Source organism: Microbacterium sp. JZ37, assembly GCF_035188445.1.
In the GTDB taxonomy this organism is placed as follows: Bacteria; Actinomycetota; Actinomycetes; order Actinomycetales; family Microbacteriaceae; genus Microbacterium; species Microbacterium barkeri.
Map to the genome: position 1 here is coordinate 2,265,251 of NZ_CP045253.1, position 21,404 is coordinate 2,286,654.

The 21,404-nt window shown below is 72.3% G+C and carries 17 protein-coding genes and 2 pseudogenes; 8 read left to right on the forward strand and 11 right to left on the reverse strand.

Going from position 1 to position 21,404, the window contains the following annotated elements; genetic code table 11:
- Positions 1-46: 46 nt before the first annotated feature.
- Positions 47-502, forward strand: a complete 456-nt coding sequence (locus GC092_RS10445; RefSeq protein WP_271173313.1) for an acyl-CoA thioesterase — start codon at positions 47-49, stop codon at positions 500-502.
- Positions 503-585: 83 nt separating this feature from the next.
- On the opposite strand, the gene GC092_RS10450 is transcribed toward GC092_RS10445, so the two are convergent.
- The 7 genes and pseudogenes from GC092_RS10450 to GC092_RS10480 all read right to left on the reverse strand — a co-directional run bounded on the left by GC092_RS10450 (position 586) and on the right by GC092_RS10480 (position 8,939).
- Complete coding sequence (locus tag GC092_RS10450; RefSeq protein ID WP_271173315.1) at positions 586-1,527, reverse strand: diacylglycerol/lipid kinase family protein; 942 nt, start codon at positions 1,525-1,527, stop codon at positions 586-588.
- 35 nt (positions 1,528-1,562) lie between these two features.
- Positions 1,563-1,760: a hypothetical protein gene (locus tag GC092_RS10455; protein WP_271173316.1), complete on the reverse strand. Its 198-nt coding sequence runs from the start codon at positions 1,758-1,760 to the stop codon at positions 1,563-1,565.
- A 97-nt stretch (positions 1,761-1,857) separates the two neighbouring features.
- Positions 1,858-4,101, reverse strand: coding sequence for an esterase-like activity of phytase family protein (locus GC092_RS10460; RefSeq protein ID WP_324011816.1), 2,244 nt, complete (start codon positions 4,099-4,101; stop codon positions 1,858-1,860).
- Between the two features lie 110 nt (positions 4,102-4,211).
- The gene (locus GC092_RS10465) at positions 4,212-5,735 is read right to left on the reverse strand and encodes a gluconokinase (RefSeq protein WP_324011817.1); all 1,524 of its coding nucleotides are present in this window, start codon (positions 5,733-5,735) and stop codon (positions 4,212-4,214) included.
- A gap of 15 nt (positions 5,736-5,750) precedes the next feature.
- Positions 5,751-6,770, reverse strand: coding sequence for a zinc-binding dehydrogenase (locus GC092_RS10470; RefSeq protein ID WP_324011820.1), 1,020 nt, complete (start codon positions 6,768-6,770; stop codon positions 5,751-5,753).
- Positions 6,771-6,787: 17 nt separating this feature from the next.
- Positions 6,788-7,554, reverse strand: a pseudogene (locus GC092_RS10475) (SDR family oxidoreductase).
- A gap of 2 nt (positions 7,555-7,556) precedes the next feature.
- Complete coding sequence (locus GC092_RS10480) at positions 7,557-8,939, reverse strand: GntP family permease (protein ID WP_324011821.1); 1,383 nt, start codon at positions 8,937-8,939, stop codon at positions 7,557-7,559.
- 105 nt (positions 8,940-9,044) lie between these two features.
- Here GC092_RS10480 and GC092_RS10485 point away from each other — a divergent pair, with 105 nt between their 5' ends.
- The 6 genes from GC092_RS10485 (at position 9,045) to GC092_RS10510 (ending at position 15,354) form a co-directional block, all read left to right on the forward strand.
- Positions 9,045-9,749 (forward strand): FadR/GntR family transcriptional regulator, encoded by a 705-nt coding sequence (locus GC092_RS10485; protein ID WP_324011822.1) that lies wholly within the window; start codon positions 9,045-9,047, stop codon positions 9,747-9,749.
- A gap of 125 nt (positions 9,750-9,874) precedes the next feature.
- Positions 9,875-11,101, forward strand: coding sequence for an MFS transporter (locus GC092_RS10490; protein ID WP_324011823.1), 1,227 nt, complete (start codon positions 9,875-9,877; stop codon positions 11,099-11,101).
- A gap of 104 nt (positions 11,102-11,205) precedes the next feature.
- Positions 11,206-13,152 (forward strand): glycosyltransferase family 2 protein, encoded by a 1,947-nt coding sequence (locus tag GC092_RS10495; protein ID WP_324011824.1) that lies wholly within the window; start codon positions 11,206-11,208, stop codon positions 13,150-13,152.
- The gene (locus GC092_RS10500) at positions 13,149-13,481 is read left to right on the forward strand and encodes an STAS domain-containing protein (RefSeq protein ID WP_324011825.1); all 333 of its coding nucleotides are present in this window, start codon (positions 13,149-13,151) and stop codon (positions 13,479-13,481) included. Before GC092_RS10495 ends, GC092_RS10500 begins: the two co-directional genes overlap by 4 nt.
- Entirely contained in the window at positions 13,471-13,884 is a 414-nt protein-coding gene (locus GC092_RS10505) for an ATP-binding protein (RefSeq protein WP_324011826.1), read from the forward strand. Before GC092_RS10500 ends, GC092_RS10505 begins: the two co-directional genes overlap by 11 nt.
- Before the next feature lie 6 nt (positions 13,885-13,890).
- Positions 13,891-15,354, forward strand: a complete 1,464-nt coding sequence (locus GC092_RS10510; protein ID WP_416383269.1) for an MFS transporter — start codon at positions 13,891-13,893, stop codon at positions 15,352-15,354.
- A 3-nt stretch (positions 15,355-15,357) separates the two neighbouring features.
- On the opposite strand, the gene GC092_RS10515 is transcribed toward GC092_RS10510, so the two are convergent.
- Positions 15,358-15,816: an SRPBCC family protein gene (locus GC092_RS10515; RefSeq protein ID WP_271173396.1), complete on the reverse strand. Its 459-nt coding sequence runs from the start codon at positions 15,814-15,816 to the stop codon at positions 15,358-15,360.
- A gap of 135 nt (positions 15,817-15,951) precedes the next feature.
- On the opposite strand from GC092_RS10515, the gene pgi reads away from it, so the two are divergent.
- Positions 15,952-17,634 carry a glucose-6-phosphate isomerase gene (pgi, locus tag GC092_RS10520; protein ID WP_282979182.1) on the forward strand — a complete coding sequence of 561 codons (1,683 nt, stop codon included), beginning with the start codon at positions 15,952-15,954 and terminating at the stop codon, positions 17,632-17,634.
- A gap of 44 nt (positions 17,635-17,678) precedes the next feature.
- Here pgi and GC092_RS10525 read toward each other — a convergent pair.
- The 3 genes and pseudogenes from GC092_RS10525 to helR all read right to left on the reverse strand — a co-directional run.
- Positions 17,679-17,774: pseudogene (locus tag GC092_RS10525) on the reverse strand (YfcE family phosphodiesterase); the annotation flags it as partial.
- 31 nt (positions 17,775-17,805) lie between these two features.
- Positions 17,806-19,149 (reverse strand): FAD-binding oxidoreductase, encoded by a 1,344-nt coding sequence (locus GC092_RS10530; protein WP_324011827.1) that lies wholly within the window; start codon positions 19,147-19,149, stop codon positions 17,806-17,808.
- A 10-nt stretch (positions 19,150-19,159) separates the two neighbouring features.
- A complete protein-coding gene (helR, locus tag GC092_RS10535) occupies positions 19,160-21,337 on the reverse strand; it encodes an RNA polymerase recycling motor ATPase HelR (RefSeq protein ID WP_324011828.1) in 2,178 nt (725 codons plus the stop codon).
- Positions 21,338-21,404: the final 67 nt, after the last annotated feature.

The window sequence follows — 21,404 nt, forward strand, 5'->3', positions numbered from 1 at the left end:
CGCGGAGCCGTCGCCGCGGAGCGGCCCCGCGCGTAGGCTGGCCGCGATGAGCACTTCCGCAGACGACGGCCGCATGAACTTCCACACGCGCAAGTGGGTCCGCCCCGAGGACCTCAACGCGAACGGCACCCTGTTCGGCGGGAGCCTGCTCAAGTGGATCGACGAGGAAGCCGCGATCTACGCGATCATCCAGCTCGGCAACTACCGCGTCGTGACGAAGTTCATCTCGGAGATCAACTTCGAGGCGTCGGCTGTGCAGGGCGATCTCATCGAGATGGGCCTCATCGCGACGCACTTCGGCCGCACGTCGCTCACGATGCGCGCTGTCGTGCGCAACATGATCACGCGGCGGACGATCCTCACGATCGAGAAGATCGTCTTCGTGAACCTCGGCGAGGACGGCAACCCCGCCCCCCACGGCTACGACTCGATCACCTACCAGCGCGATCGCATGCCGACGGAGCACTCCGCGACCGGGACCATCCGCCTGCCGCAGGCATAGTCGCCGACGCGGCGGGCCCGGCTCGGAGGCTCAGAGCAGGCCGCGCCGCCGACGAAGCTGCAGAGGAGGCGCACCGCCCGACGTCAGCGCACGCGCAGCGCGCCGGGCTGGATCTCGACCGTGAACTGCGTCACCTCGCCGAGGTCGTCGCCGTCGACCTCGAGCACGCGCGGCTCCGGCAGCTCGACCGCGACCGACGTCGCCCGCGCGTGGGCCGCCGTGTCGCCGCTCTCGGCGCGGTCGGTCGCACCCATGAGACGGCGGATGCCGTTGTCCCACACGAACGAGCGCAGGGTGTCCAGCCAGCCGGCGATGCCCTCCGCGCTCAGCAGCAGCAGGTCGAGCTCGCCGTCCGACGGATCCGCGTCGGGCAGGAGCGTGATGCCGCCCTGCAGCATGCCGCAGTTGCCGACCATCAGGGTGTGCCCCGCCGCCGTCACGGCCTCTCCCCCGTCGACCGCGATCCGCAGCTCGATGACCTCGCTCGCGTTGACCGCGCGCCCGAGGGACTCCACGTAGGCGAGCCATCCGACCTTGCTCTTGAGGTCGTCGTCGGTCTCCACGATCATGTGCGCGTCGATGCCGAATCCGGCCATGACGGCGAAGGCCTGCCGCGTGGGCGCCCCGTCGACGGCCGTCTCGATCCATCCGATGTCGATCACGCGCGCTTCGTCGGCGAGCGCGCGAGCGAACGCCGCCTGCGGGTTGTTGAGCGGGATGTCGAGGTTGCGCGCGAGCAGGTTGCCGGTTCCCAGGGGCACGATCGCGAGCTCCGCGCCCGCGCCCGGCTCCGCGAGGCGCTCCGCGACCGCGCGCACCGTGCCGTCGCCGCCCGCCGCGACGATCACGTCGGCGCCCCACTCGAGCGCATCCTCCGTCGCCTTCTGACCGGGATCCTCGACGGTGGTCTCCCACCACGAGATCTCCCGCTCGTCATCGCCGAGCGCGGCGGCGAGCCCGGTCTCGAGCACCTCGCGCTCGGTCTTCGACGGGTTCCAGACGATCGCGATCCGCTCGAGTGCCATGCTTCCCCCTGTGTCCTGCGGCCCGACTCGCCTCCTCAGCCCTCGGGGAGTGCGAGCTTGGCCTTCTTCGCCTGCTTGCGGTTGCGGTCCTTCGCGAAGATCTTCTTCGCGTCCGCTGGGTCCAGTCTGCCCTCGGCGAGCAGGCGGATGGGGCACCGCTTGCAGCGTGGCTTCGACTTGCAGCAGGACTTCTTCGGCTTGACCCGCTTGCTCTTCTTCTTCCCGGAGGACATCCCGACATGGTAGGCCGCCCGGCTCCCCGCGCGAAGAGGGGAGCCGGGCGGATGACGCCGCGTGTCACGCGGCGGCCGAGCGGATGGCGCCGGCCGGTCAGCGCGCGTCGGCCACGGCCGCGACGGCGACGTCGGGATGGTCGCTGAAGACGCCGTCGAGGCCGGCATCGACGAACGCGCGCAGCTCCCCGGCGAGATCGCCGGCCGCATTCGGGTCGGCGCTCGACCGGAACTCGGCGGGCAGGAACTGGTTCTCGAGCCGGAACGTCCACCCGTGCACCTCGAGTCCGGCGGCGTGCGCGTCGGCGACGACCGCGGTCGGCTCGGCGAGCGTGCCATCGGCCGCGCGCGGGATGACGACCGACTTCTCGGCGCCGAGGATGTCGGCGTACGTCGCGATCTCCGCGAGCCCCTCGGGCGTGACGAGGTCGGCGTACGTGCGCGGGTCGCCCGCGGCGCGCAGGTCGAACGGTGCGCCCGACGAGTTCGCGAGCTGGGCGATCCGGACATCCGTCATCGCGTCGAGATCGCGCAGGTTGCCGGTCTCGAAGCTCTGGATGACGACGGGCGCGTCCGCGCGATTCATCCCGTCGGCCTCGAGCGCCGCGACGAGCGGCTCCTCGAGCGAGAGGCCGATCCCGTCGAAGTAGGTGGGGTGCTTCGTCTCGGGCGCGATCCCGACGGGCTCCCCGTCGCACGTCGTGGAGTGGCGGGCGAGGTCGATCACCTCGTCGAGGGTGGGGATCAGGTACAGCCCGTCATAGGCCGCGCTGCCAGGGCGGACGTGCGGAACGCGCTCCTTGGCGCGCAGCGTGCGCAGCTCGGCGAGCGTGAAGTCCTCCGTGAACCAGCCCGTCACGCTCACGCCGTCGATGACCTTCGTCGTCCGGCGATCGGCGAACTCCGGATGGGCGGCGACGTCGGTCGTCCCGCCGATCTCGTTCTCATGCCGGGCCACGAGGACGCCGTCCTTCGTCGACACGACATCCGGCTCGATGTAGTCGGCGCACTGCAGGATGGCCGTCTCGTACGCCGCGAGCGTGTGCTCGGGACGGTACCCGCTCGCGCCGCGGTGGCCGATGACGTCGACCGCCGAGACCTGCGGTCGCGTCTTCTCGAACGACACGACCGCGAACTCGGTGTCGTCGGGCGTGCCCGGTACGCGCGCGTCGTTGCCGGGGTAGTTGTTGTCGTTCCCGATGAGAAGGTCGCCGCCGCGCAGCTGCACGACCGTCTCGAACGACTGGACGGGGAGGGAGAAGACCTCGCCCGTCCCGTAGCCGTCGCCCGCGCCGATCCCGCTCGGGTTCGCGATGCGCAGCGCGTCGAGCGCGAGGGTCTTCTCGACGTATCCGTCGTCGTCCACGCTGTCCAGGGCGACGCGGTACACGCGCTTGGTCACGGCCTGCTCGCCCTCGAAGTCGTCGCGCTCGACGAGCAGCAGATCGCCGCCGCGGACGGCGAAGGCGTCGCCGATGACGTTGGCCTCCTGGTCGGCCTGGTAGCTCCAGGTGCGCCCCGTGTACGCGCCCGCGCGGATGTCGAACTCCAGGATCTCCCGGCGACGCTGGTCGGCGTCGTCGGCGTACGCGCCCTCGACCACCGGGTACAGGTAGTGGCCGTTCGTCGAGATCGCGAGCGCCTCGAAGCCGCGGCTCGAGCGCACGCGCGGCGTCTCTCCGGCCGAGAGGTAGGGGTTCTGCGGCGACTTCGCGCCCTCGAGCGCGTAGGGCTTCTCGAGGAGCGTGCCCTCGGCGTCGAAGTGGAGCAGGAACGGCCCGAACTCCTCGCCGACCCAGAACGTGCCGTCCTTCGCGCGCACGACCGACTCGATGTCGAAGTCGGCGCCCGTCAGCAGCCGCTCCTCCGTGCCCTCGTTCACGATCGGGAAGTCCAGGAGGTCGTCGCGGTCGTTGTACGAGATGAACCGCTCGACCGCGATCTCGCCGGAGCCGCCCTCCGCCGTCTCCCAGTCGGGACGGACGAGGTAGCTGCGCAGGAGGAAGTCGGCGGAGTTCGCCTTGGAGCCGAACCCGTTGTCGGGCTGAGCCCAGAACGTGCCGTCGCCGTTGTCGATCATGGCGGAGAACCCGGGGATGACCTGGCCCTCCCACGGGCCCGTGCGGCCGTTCGCGGGGGTCGCGAGGGCGCCCGACGGCGGCCCCTCCTCGAGGTGGTCGGCGGAGAGGGTCGCGCGCGCGACGAGCGTGGGCTCGTCGACGGGCGCGCCGCCCTTCTCGTTCGCGGCCAGGGCGGGAGCGGGGACGAGGGAGACGGCCACGGCGGCCGCCGCGGCGGCCGCGGCCAGGCGCTGGGGCCTCCGGGAGAGGATTCGCTTCATGCCGCCAGCGAACCGAACCGCGCGAGCACGACGGTGTCGCGCATGCGGCTGCGCGGCGACGCCGAGGTGAACGGCCGGAAGCACCCGGGGACGCTCCCCGGCCATCCGCCTCAGAACGCGATCGGAAGCGAGGGCGCGAGCCGCCGAAGCCGCGTGTACGTCGGCAGGAGGGCGTCGTACAGCTCGTCGAAGACGGGCAGGAGCGCTCCGTAGACGGCGGCGTCGCCGGGATGCGGGCGGATGGTCTCGTGCACGGGCAGGCGCTCGGCCGCGACGTCGATCGATTCGATGAGCCCGAGCGCCTGCATGCCGAGGAGGGCTGCGCCGTAGCTGGAGCCCTCCTGCCCCTCGAGCAGGCCGACCGGAGCGCCGAACGCATCCGCGAGGGTCTGCTGCCACAGCGGGTGCTTCATGACGCCGCCCGTCGCGCGGATCTCCTCGACCTCGAGGTCGGCCGCGCGCATCGACTGCAGGACGAGGGCCAGCTGCAGGGCGACGCCCTCGACCGCCGCGCGCACGAGGTGCTCCGTGCGATGTGCGCGGGTGAGCCCGATGTAGGCGCCGCGCGCGATGCTGCTCCAGTGCGGTGCGCGCTCGCTGAGGAGGTAGGGCAGCATGATCAGGCCGCCCGAGCCGGCCGGCACGGTCGCCGCCGCATCGAGCAGCTCGGCGGTCGACAGCTCGTGACCGCCGGCGATCTCGGACCGCACCCACTCGAGGGTCACGCCGCCGTTGTTGATCGCCCCGCCGATGACCCAGCGGTCCTCCGTGAGGGCGTAGCAGAAGACGCCGCCGCGAGGGTCGACCGCCGGACGGCGGACGGCGACGCGCAGCGCCCCGCTCGTGCCGATCGAGCAGGCGGCGACCCCGGGCCGCACGGCGCCCACGCCGAGATTGGCGAGGGGGCCGTCTCCTGCGCCGACGACCACGGGGGTCGCGAGCGGGAGGCCCGTGGCGGACGCCCCCTCCTCCGTGAGCGCGTCGAGCACCGTGGTCGTCGGGACGAGCTCGGGGAGCTGCTCGGCGCGGATGCCCGCGAGCGAGAGCGCCTCCTCGTCCCAGTCGAGGCGGTGGATGTCCATGAGCCCCGAGCACGACGCGAGCGAGTGGTCGATGACGAGCGCGCCGCACATCCGCAGCAGCACCCAGTCCTTGATCCCCGCCCAGATGGCCGCCTGCTGGCGGATCCGCGGCTCCTGCTCGCGGAACCAGATGAGCTTGGTGAGCGGCGACATGGGGTGGATGGGCGTTCCCGTGCGCCGATGGAGCGCGAGCCCGCTCGCGGACGCGCGCAGCCGCTCCGCCTGCACCGCCGCGCGCGTGTCGGCCCACGTGACGACGGGCGTGATCGGCTGCAGCTGCGCGTCGAGCGCCAGCAGCGAGTGCATCGCCGAGGAGAACGACAGCCCCGCGACGCGCTCCGCGCCGACCTCGGCGACGACCTCGCGCACCGATGCGTAGACCGCGCCCAGGATGAGCTCGGGATCCTGGACGGCGTGACCGGGATGCGGCTCCTCGAGCGGGTAGCCCTGCGAGGCCGAGGCGACGAGCTCGCCGTCGACCGTGTAGGCGACCGCCTTCGTGGCGGTCGTCCCCATGTCGACGCCGATCACGATGTCGCGCGGGTTCGTCATGCTCCGACCTCCTCGTCAGCCAGCGTCGCTCTGCAGCGTCACGACCACCTTGCCGGAAACCTGCGCATCGCGCGCGATCCGGAAGGCCTCGGCGACCTCGGCGAGCGGAAGCGCATGCGTGACGACCCTCTCGATGCCGGGGTCGGCCGCCAGCAGCGCGACGGCCTCGTCGATCTCGTCATGGAACCGGAAGGTGCCCACGAGGTGCACCTCCTTCGAGATGTACGGCGCGAGGTTCACCGGCCGCGGCTCGTTCGGGACCATCCCGACCTGCACGACGACGCCCTTGCGGCGCACCGCCGTGCCGGCCGACGAGATCGCGACGGGCGCCCCCGAGCACTCGAAGACGACGTCGAACGCGCTCTGCGGGAGCTCCTCGACGCCCACGCGAACGAGCGCGTCGGCGCCGAGCTCCTCGGCCCGCGCGAGCGGGGCCTCGAGCACGTCGCTCACCGTGATGTGCGCGGCGCCGCGTGCGCGGGCCGCGGCGACCGCGAGCAGGCCGATCGGCCCGGCACCCGACACGAGCACCCGGGCGCCGGCGAGATCGCCGGCCCGCGTGGCGGCGTGCAGGGCGACGCCCAGCGGCTCGGCGAGCACGGCGCGGCGCACGGGCAGCGTGTCGGGCAGGATGCGGATCATGTCGGCCCGCACGACGAGCTGCTCGCTCATGCCGCCCTGGGTGTGCGGCCACGTCGACGCGCTGCCGAGGTACGACCCGCCCGGCCACAGGTGCGGGTCGTCCTCGATGCCGCGCTCCGGGGTCCCGAAGCGCGCGGGATGGACCGTCACCGGCGTCCCGGGGGCGAGCCGGCCCGACGGGTCGAGATCGACCCGTCCCGACAGCTCGTGGCCGGGGACGAGGGGCTCCCGCACCACGTACTCGCCGTTCGCGCCCTCGAAGTAGTAGTGCAGGTCGGAGCCGCAGATGCCGACGCTGTCGACGCGGATCCGCACCTCGCCCTCCCCCGGCTCGGGCGTCGGGGCCTCGCGGACCTCGATCCGCTCCTTGCCGTCGATGAATGCGGCGCGCATGCTCTTCTCCCTCTCGCTCACACGACGGCGGTCATGCCGCCGTCGACGAAGATGTTCTGCCCCGAGACGAAGCTCGACGCATCGGACGCGAGGTAGAGCAGCGTGCCCCACAGCTCGCGGAAGTCCCCCAGCGCTGCGCCGGCGTCCGGTTCACGAGCCAGGAGTTGAACGCCTCGTCCTCGACGAGGGCCCGGTTCATCTCGGTCGCGAAGTACCCGGGCGAGATCGCGTTGACCTGCACGTCGTAGCGCGCGAGGTCGGCGGCCATCCCCTTCGTGAGCATCGCGACGCCGCCCTTCGACGCCGAGTACGGCGCGATCGTCTGCCGTGCCAGCTGCGACTGCACCGATCCGATGTTGATCACCTTGCCGGAGCGGCGCTCGGCCATCCCGGGGGTGACGAACCGCGACACGTAGAACACGCTCGAGAGGTTCGCGCTCACGACGGCATCCCAGTCCGCGACCGGGAACTCGGTGAACGGAGCGCGCCGTTGCACGCCCGCGTTGTTCACGAGGATGTCGGGCACGCCGTGCGCGGCGACGATGTCGGCCACGCCGCGCTCGACGGCCTCGGCGTCGGTGACGTCGAACGTCGCCGCGTGCGGTCGGCGGCCGGTCGCCTCGGCGATCGCGTCCTGCGCGGACGCGAGCGCCGCGGCGTCGCGTCCGTGCAGGACGACCTCGGCGCCCGCCTCCGCGAGCGCGAGGGCGAGAGAGGCGCCGAGCCCGCGAGAGGAGCCGGTGACGAGCGCGAGCCGGCCCGTGATGTCGAAGATCCCCGCCATGCTCAGAAGATCGCGAAGATGACGAGCACGATCGCGAAGCCGACGACCGACTCGATCGCCTGCTGCACGGTCCAGGTCTTGAGGGTGGTCTTGACGTCCATGCCCATGAGCCGGCCGACCAGCCAGAAGCCCGAGTCGTTCACGTGGCTGGCGAACACCGAGCCCGCCGCCGCGGCGAGCGTGATGGCGGCCGTGTCGATGACGCTGTATCCGCCCGACGTGACGGCCGGCGCGAGAAGGCCCGCGGTCGTGACGAGGGCGACCGTCGCCGAGCCCTGCGCGACGCGCAGCGCGACGGCGATGACGTACGCGGCGAAGATCACGGGCATGCCGAGGTCGGCGAGGGTGCTGGAGAGGGCGTCGCCGATGCCGGATGCGCGCAGGACGCCGCCGAACATGCCGCCGGCGCCCGTGATGAGGATCACCGAGGCCACCGTGCCGAGCGTGCCCTCGACGAGCTTCTCGAGCGCCGAGCCGTTCTCGCCGCGGAACTTGCCGAGGACGAGCAGGGCGACGAGGGCCGTGATGAGAAGCGCGACCGGCGACGTGCCGATGAGGATGAGCGCCTGGACCCACACGGCGTCGCCGTCGACGACGCCCGCGGTCGCCAGGGTGCTGAGTCCGGTGTTGAGGAAGATGAGCACGAGCGGGAGCAGGAGGATCATGATGACCGTGCTCGCCTTCGGCGGGTTCGCGGGCTGGTCGTCGTCCTGCGCGCCGAAGAGCTCGGGGACGATCATCGGGTAGCGCGAGTTGACGAACTTGCCCCACAGGTAGCCCGAGAGGTACCAGGCCGGGAACGCGATGACGAGGCCGAGCAGCATGACGACGCCGAGGTTCGCGCCGAAGAAGTCCGATGCGGCGACAGGGCCCGGGTGCGGGGGCAGGAAGACGTGCATGACCGAGAAGGCCGCCGCCCCGCTGAAGCCGTAGAGCAGGAGGTTCCGGCCGCCGATGCGACGCGCGACCGCGAAGATGATCGGCAGCATGACGATGAGGCCCGCGTCGAAGAAGATCGGGAAGCCGAGGATGAGCGAGGTGAGGCCGAGCGCGAAGGCTGCGCGCTTCTCGCCGAAGATGGCGACCATCTTCTCCGCGATGACGCGGGCTCCGCCCGACGACTCGATGAGGCGGCCGATGATCGCGCCGAGGCCGATGAGCAGGGCGACGGAGCCGAGCGTCCCGCCGAAGCTCGACACGAGCACCTCGTTGACGAGCGCGTTCAGCGGCAGGCCGGTCGCGATCGCGGTGAGCAGCGAGACGACGATGAGGACGAGGAAGGCGTGCAGCCTCACCTTGATCACGAGGAAGAGGATGAGCGCGACGGCGACGGCCGCGATGCCGAGCAGAGGCCCGGTGCCCATCGTCTGGGTCCAGTCTTCCATGGTTTCTCCATTGAAATCGAGGGCGCGCACTGTCGCGCGCCGTGCATCAAAGGTACTACTTAAACAACCGATAAGATACTACGTAACCGCGAGCAAGGGAGCGACATGGCCATCGGAGTCCACGGCGATGTGCTCGACGATCTCGGGAGCCGGATTGCATCGGGCGACCCCCAGCCGGGAGCCGTCTTCACGCTCGCCCAGCTGGAGCGCGACTACGGCGCCTCCCGCACGGTCGTCCGCGAGGCGGTGCGCGTGCTCGAGAGCATCCACATGGTCGCGTCGCGCCGCAAGGTCGGCATCACCGTCCTCCCCCGCGAGCAGTGGGACGCCTTCGATCCGCACCTCATCCAGTGGAACCTGCGCGGCCGCTTCCGCCAGCAGCAGCTCGAGGCCCTCATGGAGCTGCGCGTCACGGTCGAGCCCATGGCCGCGCGCCTCGCTGCCGCCCGCGCGACCTCGGCTCAGCGCGCCGAGCTCCTGCGTCTCGCCGAGCGGCTCAACGCACTCGGGCAGGCGGGCGACGGCGACTCGGAGGAGTACCTCGCTGCCGACCTCGCCTTCCACGGCACGCTCCTCGCCGCCTCCGGGAACCCGCTTCTTACAGCGCTCGAGACGCCGGTCCACGAGGTGCTGAGCGGACGCGCGAAGCTCGGCCTCACTCCGGGCATCCCCGCTGAGGGCACGCTCGAGGATCATCTGCTCACGGCCCGGGCCATCGCCGAGGGCGACCGCGACGCCGCCGAACGGCACTCGCGGTCGCACATGATGACGGTGTGGAGCGAGATCGCCTCCGACGACGTGATCAGCTGACGCCGAGGTCGGCTCGGTAGAGTCAGCCTGTCGGACGCTCGTCGTCCGAGAGCAGTGCATCTACCGGCCGCCGGAGACCCCGGCGGACAGCGGCGGCACCCGAACCCCGCAGACCGGAGGTGCCCATGACGATCAGCGACGTCCGAGAGAGCCGCAGCCTCCTGCGCATCGCAGGACTCCCCTACTTCCTCATCGCGCTCGTGGCGCGGCTGCCGTTCGCCATGATGGTGGTCGGCGTGCTCACGGCGGTCGTGTCCGTCCGGGGCTCGCTCGCGCTCGGCGGGCTCACGTCCGCGACCGTCGGACTCGGCACGGCGTGCTTCGGCGCACTGCTGGGCGCCGCCGCCGATGCCTTCGGGCAGCGCCGCGTGCTCCTTCTGCTCGCGGCGGCGAACGCGGCGGCGCTCGCGCTGTTCGCCGCGGTCGTCTACGGCGACACCCCCGACGGACTCGTGCTCGCGGCGGCCTTCGGGATCGGCGCGACGGCTCCCCAGGTCGCGCCGCTCTCGCGCGCCCGGCTCGTGACGCTCATCCGGCACCGGATGGCCCCCGACCGCGCACCGCGCACCCTCTCGTCGACGATGGCGTACGAGTCCGCGGCCGACGAGACCGTTTTCGTGATCGGCCCCTTCATCGTGGGCCTGCTCGCTGCGGCGATCGCGCCGTGGGCGCCGCTCGTCGGCGCCGCCGCGCTGACCGCGGTCTTCGTCGGCGCCTTCGCGCTGCATCCCACGGGGCGCCTGGTCGCCCCCGGTCGCGAGGACGGCGCGGCGCCCTCCTCCGACGTGCGCGAGCTCTTCCGGCCGCGCGTCCTCGTGGTCGTGGGAGGCACGCTCGGCGTGGGCCTCTTCTTCGGCTCGATGCTCACTTCCCTGACCTCGTTCATGGCCGACCGCGGCCGCGCCGACGAGGCGGGGCTCATGTACGGCGTGATGGGCATCGGCTCGGCCCTGTTCGCGCTCGGCATCGCGTATCTTCCGGCCCGGTTCTCGCTCGCCGCACGATGGATCGCGTTCGCCTCGGTGCTGCTCGCGGGCTCCCTCTCGCTCCTGCTCGCCGCGAGCCCTGGCGCCATGGCGTGCTCGCTCGCGGTCATCGGCATCGGCATCGGGCCGACCCTCGTGACGCAGTACAGCCTCGCCGCGGCCCGCAGCCCTGAGGGCCGCTCTGCCACGGTCATGACGATGGTCGGCTCGGCCGTCGTCGTCGGGCAGGCGATGGCCTCGGCCCTCACCGGGTCCGTGTCCGAGACGTTCGGCACGTCGGCTGCGCTCCTGCTGCCGATCGCGGCGGCCGCCCTCGTCCTCATCGCGGCGATCGCGAACGCCGTCCTGTCGCGCCCACGCGCCTGATCGTCGTACCGGCCGGCGGGGCCGATGTCAACGCCGACCGCTCGGATCCACCGCGGCCATAGGATGGCGCGGATGGGCACGAGCGACGACGGGATGGTCCGCACATGAGCGCGCGCTTCGCAGCGATCCGCATCCTCGCCGTCCTGTCGGTGATCCTCGGCGTGAACTACGTCGCCTGGCGCTGGCTCGAGTCCGTCAACTGGTCGGCGTGGTGGATCGCCGTGCCGCTCGTGCTCGCCGAGACGTACAGCCTCATCGACACGATCCTCTTCTGCCTCACGATGTGGCGCGCACGGGACCGCCCCGGCCCGCGCTCGGAGCCGCAGGGCACGGTCGACGTGCTCATCACGACGTACGACGAGCCGCTCGACCTCGTGATGGGCACCGCACGGGCCGCGAAGCGGATCGCCTATCCCCACTCGACCTGGATCCTCGACGACGGTGCACGCGCGGATCTCGAGCTCGCCGCCGCCGAGGCCGGGATCGGCTACATCCGGCGCTCGGACGACTGGGACGGCAAACCGCGCCACGCCAAGGCGGGCAACCTCAACAACGCCCTGTTCCAGACCGACGGCGAGTTCCTGCTCATCCTCGACGCCGACCAGGTGCCGGATCCCCTGATCCTCCACCGCACGCTCGGCTACTTCGCCGACGATCCGGAAGTCGCGCTCGTCCAGACGCCGCAGTGGTTCTCGAACGTCGACGAGGCCGACCCGCTCGGCAGCCAGGCGCCGCTGTTCTACGGCCCGATCCAGCAGGGCAAGGACGGCTGGAACGCCGCGTTCTTCTGCGGGTCGAACGCGGTGCTGCGCCGCGAGGCGCTCATGCAGCTCGGCATCGTCGGCTACGTGCGCGACCTCGCCGAATCGACGCAGCGCGCGCTCCGCGCGTCGGAGTCGCTGCTCGGGCGCGAGGCGAAGCGCGCCGACGGAGCGCTCCGCGAGGAGCTGATGGCCCTGCGCGCCGAGGTCGCAGCCGCACGCGCCGAGATCGCCGCGGGCGAGCCGGTGGCCGACACGACGTACCGCGTGCGCGCGCGCGTCGACGACGCAGGTCGGCGTCTCGTCGAGAACGACCTGGCCGCCATCCGCGCCGACCTCGAGGAGATCGGCGAGCTGCCGATCGCGCACGACGCGCAGCTCGACGTCATGGTCGTCGACGAGGTCGCGCTCGACGAGCTGGCGGCCCGCGACCTCTCCCCGCTCGGCGCGATCGAGGCCGTCCGATCGCTGCTCGACGCGCTGCGCGTGGACCGGCCGGGTGAGGCCCAGCCGCTCCTGCCGCTCGCGACGATCTCGGTCACCGAGGACATGGCCACCGCGATGCAGCTGCACGCCCTCGGGTGGCGCAGCGTCTACCACCACGAGATCCTCGCCCGCGGACTCGCCCCGGAGGACCTCCGCACGATGCTCACGCAGCGCCTGCGGTGGGCGCAGGGCACGCTTCAGGTGATGCTGCGCGACAACCCGCTCGTGAAGCGCGGGCTCTCCGCCGGCCAGCGGCTCATGTACTTCGCGACGATGTGGACGTACCTGTCGGGCTTCGCCGCGATCGTGTACCTCGCCGCTCCCGTGTTCTACCTCGTCTTCGGCGTCATGCCGGTCACGGCGTGGTCCGTCGACTTCTTCGCGCGCTTCCTCCCCGCCTTCGCGGTGAACCAGCTGCTGTTCCTCGTCGTCGCCAAGGGCGTGCGCACGTGGCGCGGGCAGCAGTACTCGCTCGCGCTCTTCCCGGTCTGGATCCGGGCGTGCTGGACGGCCTTCGCCAACGTCGTGCTGGGCCGCCCCCTCGGCTTCGCGGTGACCAGGAAGGACGGGCGGGCACCCGGAGGAGTGCCGTGGCGCGAGATCTGGCCGCAGCTCACCGCCATGGCGGTGCTCGTCGCGTCGCTCCTGATCGGCGTCGTCCGCGTCGCGGTCGGAACCGCGGACGGCACGGGGACCCTCGTGAACACCCTGTGGGTCGCCTACGACGTCGTCGTCCTCAGCGTGATCATCCAGGCCGCCCGCTATCGAGGGCCGGCGGCCGCCGACAGAGAGGCAACCGCATGAACCTCACGAGCGCTCACCGCGACGGGTTCTCCGTCATCGCGATCACCGGACGCCTCACCGCGTCGGGCGCACCGCGTCTGCGCGACGCCGTGAAGGAGCTCGTCGAGGCCGGCCGCACGCGGATCGTCGTGGACCTCGGCGGCACCGAGTTCGTGGACTCGTCGGGTCTCGGCGCCCTCATCGGCGGTCTCAAGACCGCGCGGGTCGCGGGTGGGGACCTGCGCATCGCCGCCGTCCCGGATGCCGTGCGGACGGTGATGCGCCTGACGAACCTCGATCGCGTGCTGCGCGAGCACGCGTCGCCGGAGACCGCGTTCGATGGACGGTGACGAGCCGGTCCTGCGTGCCCGTGTCGAGGGACGCGCGGAGATCGCCTTCGTCGACGCCGTGCTCGACGCGCTGGAGAGGATCTGGTCCCGGGCCGACGTCGCCGACGCGGACCGGATGCTCTTCGGGCTCGCGGTGTCCGAGATCGCGACCAACGTCGTGACGCACGCCCCCGACGACGCGGAGGTCCGTGTCACGGCCGACCTGGAGGTGGGGCGGACCGCGCTCACCGCGATCATCCGCGACACGGCGTGGCCGGTCGACATCGCGTGGGCGGACGTGTCGATGCCCGGCCCCGAAGCGGAATCGGGGCGCGGTCTCGCGCTCGCCCGAGAAGCGCTCGACGTGCTCGATCACCATGTCGACCACGGGAACGTCTGGACCCTCGTCCGACGTCTCGCCTGATCGGGAATGCCCGGGGCGCCCCGCGACTTGGGATGTGAGGTGAGCACCACGAGCAGTCGCAGCAGGACCGTCGGCCTTCGATCCGAGCGCGGGCCCGTGCTCGGAGCGCTCATGCTGGCGACGGGGCTCATCGCGATCGACGCGACCATCCTCGCGACGGCCGTCCCGAGCGTCGTGGCCGATCTCGGGCAGTTCGACCAGTTCCCGTGGCTGTTCTCGGTCTACCTGCTCGCGCAGGCCGTGAGCGTCCCGATCTACTCGAAGCTCTCGGACACGATCGGGCGCAAGCCCATCATCCTCATCGGCATCGGGCTGTTCCTCGTCGGCTCCCTTCTGTGCGGCGTCGCCTGGAGCATGACGTCGCTCATCCTCTTCCGCCTCGTCCAGGGTCTCGGCGCGGGCGCGGCGACGCCCATGGCCATGACGATCGTCGGCGACATCTACACGGTCGAGGAGCGCGCGAAGGTGCAGGGGTACATCGCGAGCGTCTGGGCGGTCTCATCGGTCCTCGGCCCTGCCCTCGGCGGGGTGTTCTCTCAGTTCGCGTCGTGGCGCGGCATCTTCCTCATCAACATCCCGCTCTGCATCGCCGCGGGCTGGATGCTCGTGCGCGCGTATCACGAGCAGGTCGAGCGGCGCCGTCACCGCATCGACTACGCGGGAGCCGCGCTCCTGACGATCGGGATGTCCGCCCTCATCCTCGCGGTCCTCGAGGGCGGGAGCGCCTGGGCATGGACGGCTCCGCCGAGCATCGCGGCCTTCTCGATCGCCGGGGTCGCCCTCGTCGCGTTCGCCCTCGTCGAGCGGCGCGCAGCCGAGCCGATCATCGACCTGTCGCTGCTCCGGCGCCGGCTCATCCTCACGACCACCCTCGTGGCGCTCGCAGTCGGTGCGCTGCTGACGGGCATCACGAGCTTCGCGCCCACCTACCTCGAGAACTCGATCGGCACCGTGCCGCTCCTCTCGGGGCTCGCGGTGGCCGCGCTCACGCTCGGATGGCCGCTCGCGGCGTCGAACTCGGGGCGCCTGTACCTGCGCTGGGGCTTCCGCACGACGACCGTGATCGGCGCGGCGATCTCGCTCGCGGGCGCTGCCGGGCTCGTGGCCGTCGCGCCCTGGCCCAACCCGTTCCTCGTCGCCCTCACCGCGTTCGTCGTCGGCTTCGGCCTCGGCTGGACGGCCGCGCCGACCCTGATCGCCGCGCAGGCGTCGGTCGGGTGGGGCGAGCGCGGGGTCGTCACGGGACTCAACGCCTTCTCGCGCTCGGTGGGCTCCGCCGTCGGCGTCGCGATCTTCGGCGCCGTCGCGAACGGCATCATCGCCGCTGGCGAGGGCGAGCACGACTACGACACGATCGTCGCGGCCTCCACCTGGGTCTTCGTCGGCGTCGCCGTCACGGCGGCGCTCATGCTCGCGGCCGCGATCGCGATGCCGCGCGAGCGCATCGCCTCGGGCGCGCCGACGGACTGACGCTCAGGAGCCCGCCGCACGGTCGCGGGCCGCGTGTCCCTCGGCGAGGAACGCCAGACGCCGCAGCGTCTCGGCATTGCGCGCATGCAGCGGCGGATCGACGAGGAACCGGGGAACGAGCGACCCGGGACCCTCGACGGCCGCCTCCGAGATCCGCACGAGCGATCCGGCGCCGCGCGGCTTGACCTCGATCGTCACGCGCGCCTCGCCGATCGGCCATCCGCGCGCCTGCAGCACCATCCGGCGCGGCGGATCCCACTCGACGCACTCGGTCGTGTCGTCGAGGAGCAGCGGCCAGCTGCCCACCGAGTGGTGGAGCTCGGCGCCGGGGCGCGGCCAGTCGTCGTCGACCTCGCGCATGCGCGACGCCCCCACGACCCAGACCGGGTAGAGCCATCCGTCGCCGAGGACGCGGAAGATCTCCTCGGGGGTGCAGCGGATCTCGCGGACGTTGATCGACATGGTCGCCTCCGGCTCTCGGTGCCTGGTGCTCACGCTAGACGCAGCCCCTGACCGCGGCACGGGCTTGACATGCGGAGCCTGCCCTCACATGACGCCCGGTGGGCGCGTGAGGGCGGCACTCGGTACGGTTGCAGCATGACCGCTCCCGTCGACCCCACGTCCACCTCGGCCTGGGCGGAGCTCGAGGCGCACCGCGCGAGCTTCTCCCCCGACCTGCGCGGCTGGTTCGCCGCCGACCCCGATCGGGCCGAGCGTCTCAGCCTTCCGCTCGCCGACCTCCACGTGGACCTCTCGAAGAACCTCGTGACCGACGACATCCTCGCCTCGCTCGTGCGACTCGCCGAGCAGACCGGCGTCGCCGAGCGCTTCGCGGCGATGCTCGAGGGCACGCACATCAACACGACCGAGGACCGCGCGGTCCTGCACACCGCGCTGCGTCGCCCGGCCGGCGCGACGCCCGCGCTCACGGTCGACGGGCAGGATGTCGACGCCGACGTGCACGCCGTGCTCGACAAGGTCTCCGCCTTCGCGGAGCGCGTGCGCGGCGGCGACTGGCGGGGCGTCACCGGCAAGCGCGTGACGCACGTCGTGAACATCGGCATCGGCGGATCCGACCTCGGGCCGGTGATGGTCTACGAGGCGCTCAAGCCCTACGCTGACGCGGGCATCGAGGCGCGCTTCATCTCGAACATCGACCCCACGGACCTCGCGCAGAAGGTCGCCGACCTCGACGCCGAGACGACCCTGTTCATCGTCGCATCGAAGACGTTCACGACGCTCGAGACGCTCACGAACGCGCGCCTCGCACGCGACTGGCTGTGGTCGCAGCTCGCCGGCAAGGGCGCGATCGCCGACGACGACGCGGCGCGCACCGACGCCGTCGCGCACCACTTCGTCGCCGTGTCGACGGCCCTCGACAAGGTCGCCGACTTCGGCATCGACCCCGAGAACGCCTTCGGGTTCTGGGACTGGGTCGGCGGCCGCTACTCGGTGGACTCGGCGATCGGCACGTCGCTCGCGATCGTGCTCGGACCGGCGGTCTTCCGCGAGCTGCTCGAGGGATTCCACGCGGTGGACGAGCACGTGCGCACGACGCCGCTCACGCGCAACGTGCCCGTGCTCATGGGGCTCCTCAACGTCTGGTACACGAACTTCCTCGGCGCCCAGTCGCACGCGGTGCTCCCCTACGCGCAGCAGCTGCACCGCTTCGCGGCCTACCTCCAGCAGCTCACCATGGAGTCCAACGGCAAGTCGGTGCGCTGGGACGGCACGCCCGTGACGACTGACACGGGCGAGGTGTTCTGGGGCGAGCCGGGCACGAACGGCCAGCACGCGTTCTATCAGCTGATCCACCAGGGCACGCGGCTCATCCCCGCCGACTTCATCGCGTTCGCGAACCCCGCATACCCCCTCCAGGACGGCGGCCGGGACGTGCACGGGCTGTTCCTCGCGAACTTCCTCGCGCAGACGAAGGCGCTCGCGTTCGGCAAGACCGCGGATGAGGTGGAGGCCGAGGGCACGACGGGTCCGCTCGTCGCGGCCCGCACGTTCGCGGGCAACCGCCCGACGACGTCGATCTTCGCTCCCGCCCTCACGCCGGCGGTGCTCGGCCAGCTGATCGCGCTGTACGAGCACATCGTCTTCACGCAGGGCGTCGTGTGGGGCATCAACTCCTTCGACCAGTGGGGCGTCGAGCTCGGCAAGCAGCTCGCCCTCCAGATCGCGCCCGCGATCGAGGGCGACGAGGCCGCGCTCGAGGCCCAGGACCCGTCGACGAAGGCGCTGCTCGCGTACTACCGCGCGCACCGCTCGAGCTGACGCGAGGTCCCCGACGGCCCGGCTGCGTTCGCGCGGCCGGGCCGTTCGGCGGCGTCGATCGCGCGCCACACGTCATCCGGCAGCCGCCGGGCGCGCGCGGGCACATGGGTGTCGGCGAGCAGAAGCAGGCGCGTCGTCACCCGGCGCGCTCCTCGGTCCGCCGCGCCGCCGTCATCGCGGCAGGCGCCCCTCGTGCAGGACGGCGTCGGGATCGACGCGCTCGCGGATGGCGCGGAGTCGATCGAGATCGGCGCGGGTCCCCGCGCGCTCGAGCGTCTCCTCGGGCGCGAGGAACGTCGGCACGAGCGGCGCCTCGTCCGCGCGACCGAGGATCTCGCGCAGGCCAGCGAGGCTCGCGTCACCCGGCTCGCGCGGCGCACCGGGCGCGACCGGGGCGAGCCCGTGCACGAGCCATGCGGCGTCGGACAGGGACGCGAACCCCTCGCGGCGTGGCGAGTCGAGTGCGCCGCCGAGCATGCGGAGCCCGAGTCCGACGAGGGGCGCCTGCTCGGGAAGCGCGCGGAACGTGAGGAGGTCGTCGAGCAGGGCGTCGTCGAGAGACCGCAGTGCGGAGGACACACCGCGTGTGGGCGTGGGATCGGTGGGCTCCGCCGATCGGGAGGCCATGAGCGCCGGTGTCGTGTGACCGAAGTCCTCGCGCTCGACGGGGGCCGCCGCGCGGATCGGCTCGAGGAACTCCGCCGCGGCCTCGTCGATCGCGAGCACATCGACCGTGAGGAAGCTGCGCGCCCTGATCGCCTCGGGCAGCTGAGGAACGTCGGGCATGCGCATCGACGTCGCGAAGAGATTGAGCGACAGCGGGGCGACAGCGGCGAGGTCGCGCACGGCCCGCAGCGCGTCGACCGAGTGCGCCGAGTCGAAGACGATGCTGCCGCCCACGAGCACGGGGGCCGCGACGAGGTCGATCTCGATCTCGGTCACGATCCCCGCGATGCCGCCCGCGCCGCGCAGCGCCCACATGGTCTCGGGGTCGCTCGCGTCATCCACACGCTCGTGCGTCCCGTCGGGCCGGACGATCCAGGCCGCGCGCAGCGCGTCGGACCCGAGGCCCGCCGATCGGCTGAACCACGAGTGTCCGCCGCCGAGGGTGTAGCCCGTCGCGCTCACGACACGGCTCGTGCCGGCGGGCGCGACCAGTCCCGTGCCGTCGAGGGCGTCGATGACCGCACCCCACCCCACGCCGGCGCCGATGCGCGCGATGCGGGCCTCCTGGTCGATCTCGAGCGCATCGAAAGCACGGGGCCGAACGAGCACTGCTCCCTCGAGAGCCGAGGCCGCGCCATGCCCGCACGGCTGGACGGCGAGCGCGACGCCCTCCTCGCGCGCGAAGGCGAGGAGGGCGACGAGGTCGTCGACACCGGCCGGCTCAGCGACCGCCGCGGGCCGCTGCTCGACGGAGAGGTTCCACGGTCGGCGCGCCTCGTCGAAGGCGGCATCGTCGGGCAGGCGGAGGAGGCCGGAGAGGCGGCCGCGGAGCGCATCGAGAGCGGACATGACCCACACGCTAGCGAGGTCGTCGGACATCCGTCTCCCCCGGCTCCGCATCGAGGAGGACGAGCTCGCGCGTCGCACGCGTCATCGCGACGTAGCGGTCGACCGCGGCCTCGATCCCCTCGCCCGGCGCATCGGCGCCGGCGAGGAGCACGAGGTCGAACTCGAGCCCCTTCGCGTCCTCCGGCGTCGCCGAGCGGACGCGCCCGTGCGGGCGGAAGTCCGGGTCACCGATCACGCATGCCGTGCCCTCGACGTGCTCGGCGAGCCACCGCTCGAGAATCGCGTCGCGCTCACCCGCCCGCGCCCTCCGCACGGGGATGCCCGAGCTGCGTACGGACACCGGGACGTTCGCGTCGGGCAGGGCGGCGCGGATGACCCGCTCGGCGACCGCCATGATCTCCGACGGCGTCCGGTAGTTGACCGTGAGCGAGGCGACGCGCACGTCGCGCAGACCCGCGCGCGCGAGCCGTTCCTCCCACGAGCCGAGGAAGCCGTGCCGTGCCTGCGCTCGGTCGCCGACGACCGTCAGGCTGCGGGAGGGACAGCGGCGCAGCAGCATCTGCCACTGCGCGTCGGTGAGCTCCTGCGCCTCGTCGACGACGATGTGGGCGAAGGGCCCGATCAGCGCGTCGGGCTCGGGCGCCGGAACGTCCGCCTCATCGACGAGGCTCTCCCGCGCGTCGTCCCCGCGCAGGATCATCGCGACGCCCATCTCGCTGTCGTCGTTCGCGATGAGGTAGTCGGCGATGTCCTCCCGGTAGGCCCGCTGCGCGGACAGCGCCGCCTCGCGCTCCCGCGCGCGGCGCGCCGTCCCGGGATCGCCCAGTCGCATCCGGGCTGCATCGAGAAGCGGGAGATCCGCGCTCGTCCAGGCCGCGCCATCCGCCCGCGTCAGCAGCCGCACCTCGTCGTCCGCGAGCCACGGCGCGCAGCGCCGCAGGTACGCCGGCACGGTCCACAGGTCGCTCACGAGATCCGCTGCCTCGAGCCGCGGCCACGCGCGCGTGAAGGCCGTCGCGAGGTCCCTGTCCTGCGCGAGCGCGCGGCGCAGGAGGTCCGCCGGCGCCTCCTCGTCGTCGTGCCGGTCGGCGATGAGCTCGAGCAGCGTCTCCCAGACCTGGTCGCGCGCCTCGTTGTGCGGCGTCCCCGGCTCGGGAGACGCGAACGCGTCGGCCCAGTCATCCGCCGTCACGACGACGTCCGTCCATGGCGTCTCCACGAGCACCTCGTCGACGGGCGGCTCCTCGTAGAGGCGCACGGCCGGCTCGATCGCCTGCACCATCCGCCCGTCCGCCTTGAGAGACGCGACCCGGGCGTCGGGTTCCGCGCGGGCGACGGCGCCCTCGGCGACGAGGTCGTCGACCGTGCACACGCGCACGCCCTCCTCTCCGAGACTCGGCAGCACGTCGGACACGTAGTCGAGATACGCGCGCGACGGGCCGACGACGAGCACGCCGCCGCCACCGCGCGCCATCCGCGGCTCGGCGTGCAGCAGGTAGGCCGCGCGATGGAGCGCGACGACCGTCTTGCCCGTTCCCGGGCCGCCGTCGACGACGAGCGCGCCGGCCGAGGGCGCGCGGATGATCGCGTCCTGATCGGCCTGGATGGTCGCGAGCACATCGCGCATGTGGGGAGAGCGGCTCGCGCCGAGACTCGCGATGAAGGCGGACTGGTCGTCGAGCGCCGCGCCGCTCTCGAGGGCGTCGGCCGTGAACACCTCGTCCCAGTAGTCCACGATGCGGCCGCCGCTCCACCGGTAGCGCCGTCGGCTGCTCAGCCCCATCGGATCGGCGTGCGTCGCGCCGAAGAAGGGCTCGGCCGCCCGCGCCCTCCAGTCGACGAGGAGCGGCTCGCCATCGGCATCGGAGAGGCCGATGCGGCCGATGTAGACGGGGTCGCCGCCCTCGGCGGGCACCATGCGGCCGAGGCAGAGATCGAGGCCGAAGCGCCGCAGCAGGCGCAGGCGGGCCGTCAGGCGGTGGATCTCGAGGTCGCGGTCGAGGGCCTTCTGCCCCTGGCCGGCCGGCGCGCGGCGCTGCGCCTCGAGGCGGTCGGATGCGTCGGCGATCTGGCGAGCGAGGCTCGCGGCGATCGCGGCGAACTGCGCCTCGTCGCGTGCGATGAGCGCGGCTTCGGCCTTGGCGGCGCGGCTGTCGGGAAGGGCGAACGGGCTGAGGGCGGTGGTCATGCGGGCGGCTCCGACGATCGCGACGGCACGGCGGACACCCGCTGCGCGCGGGTGCCGGCCGGAGGGA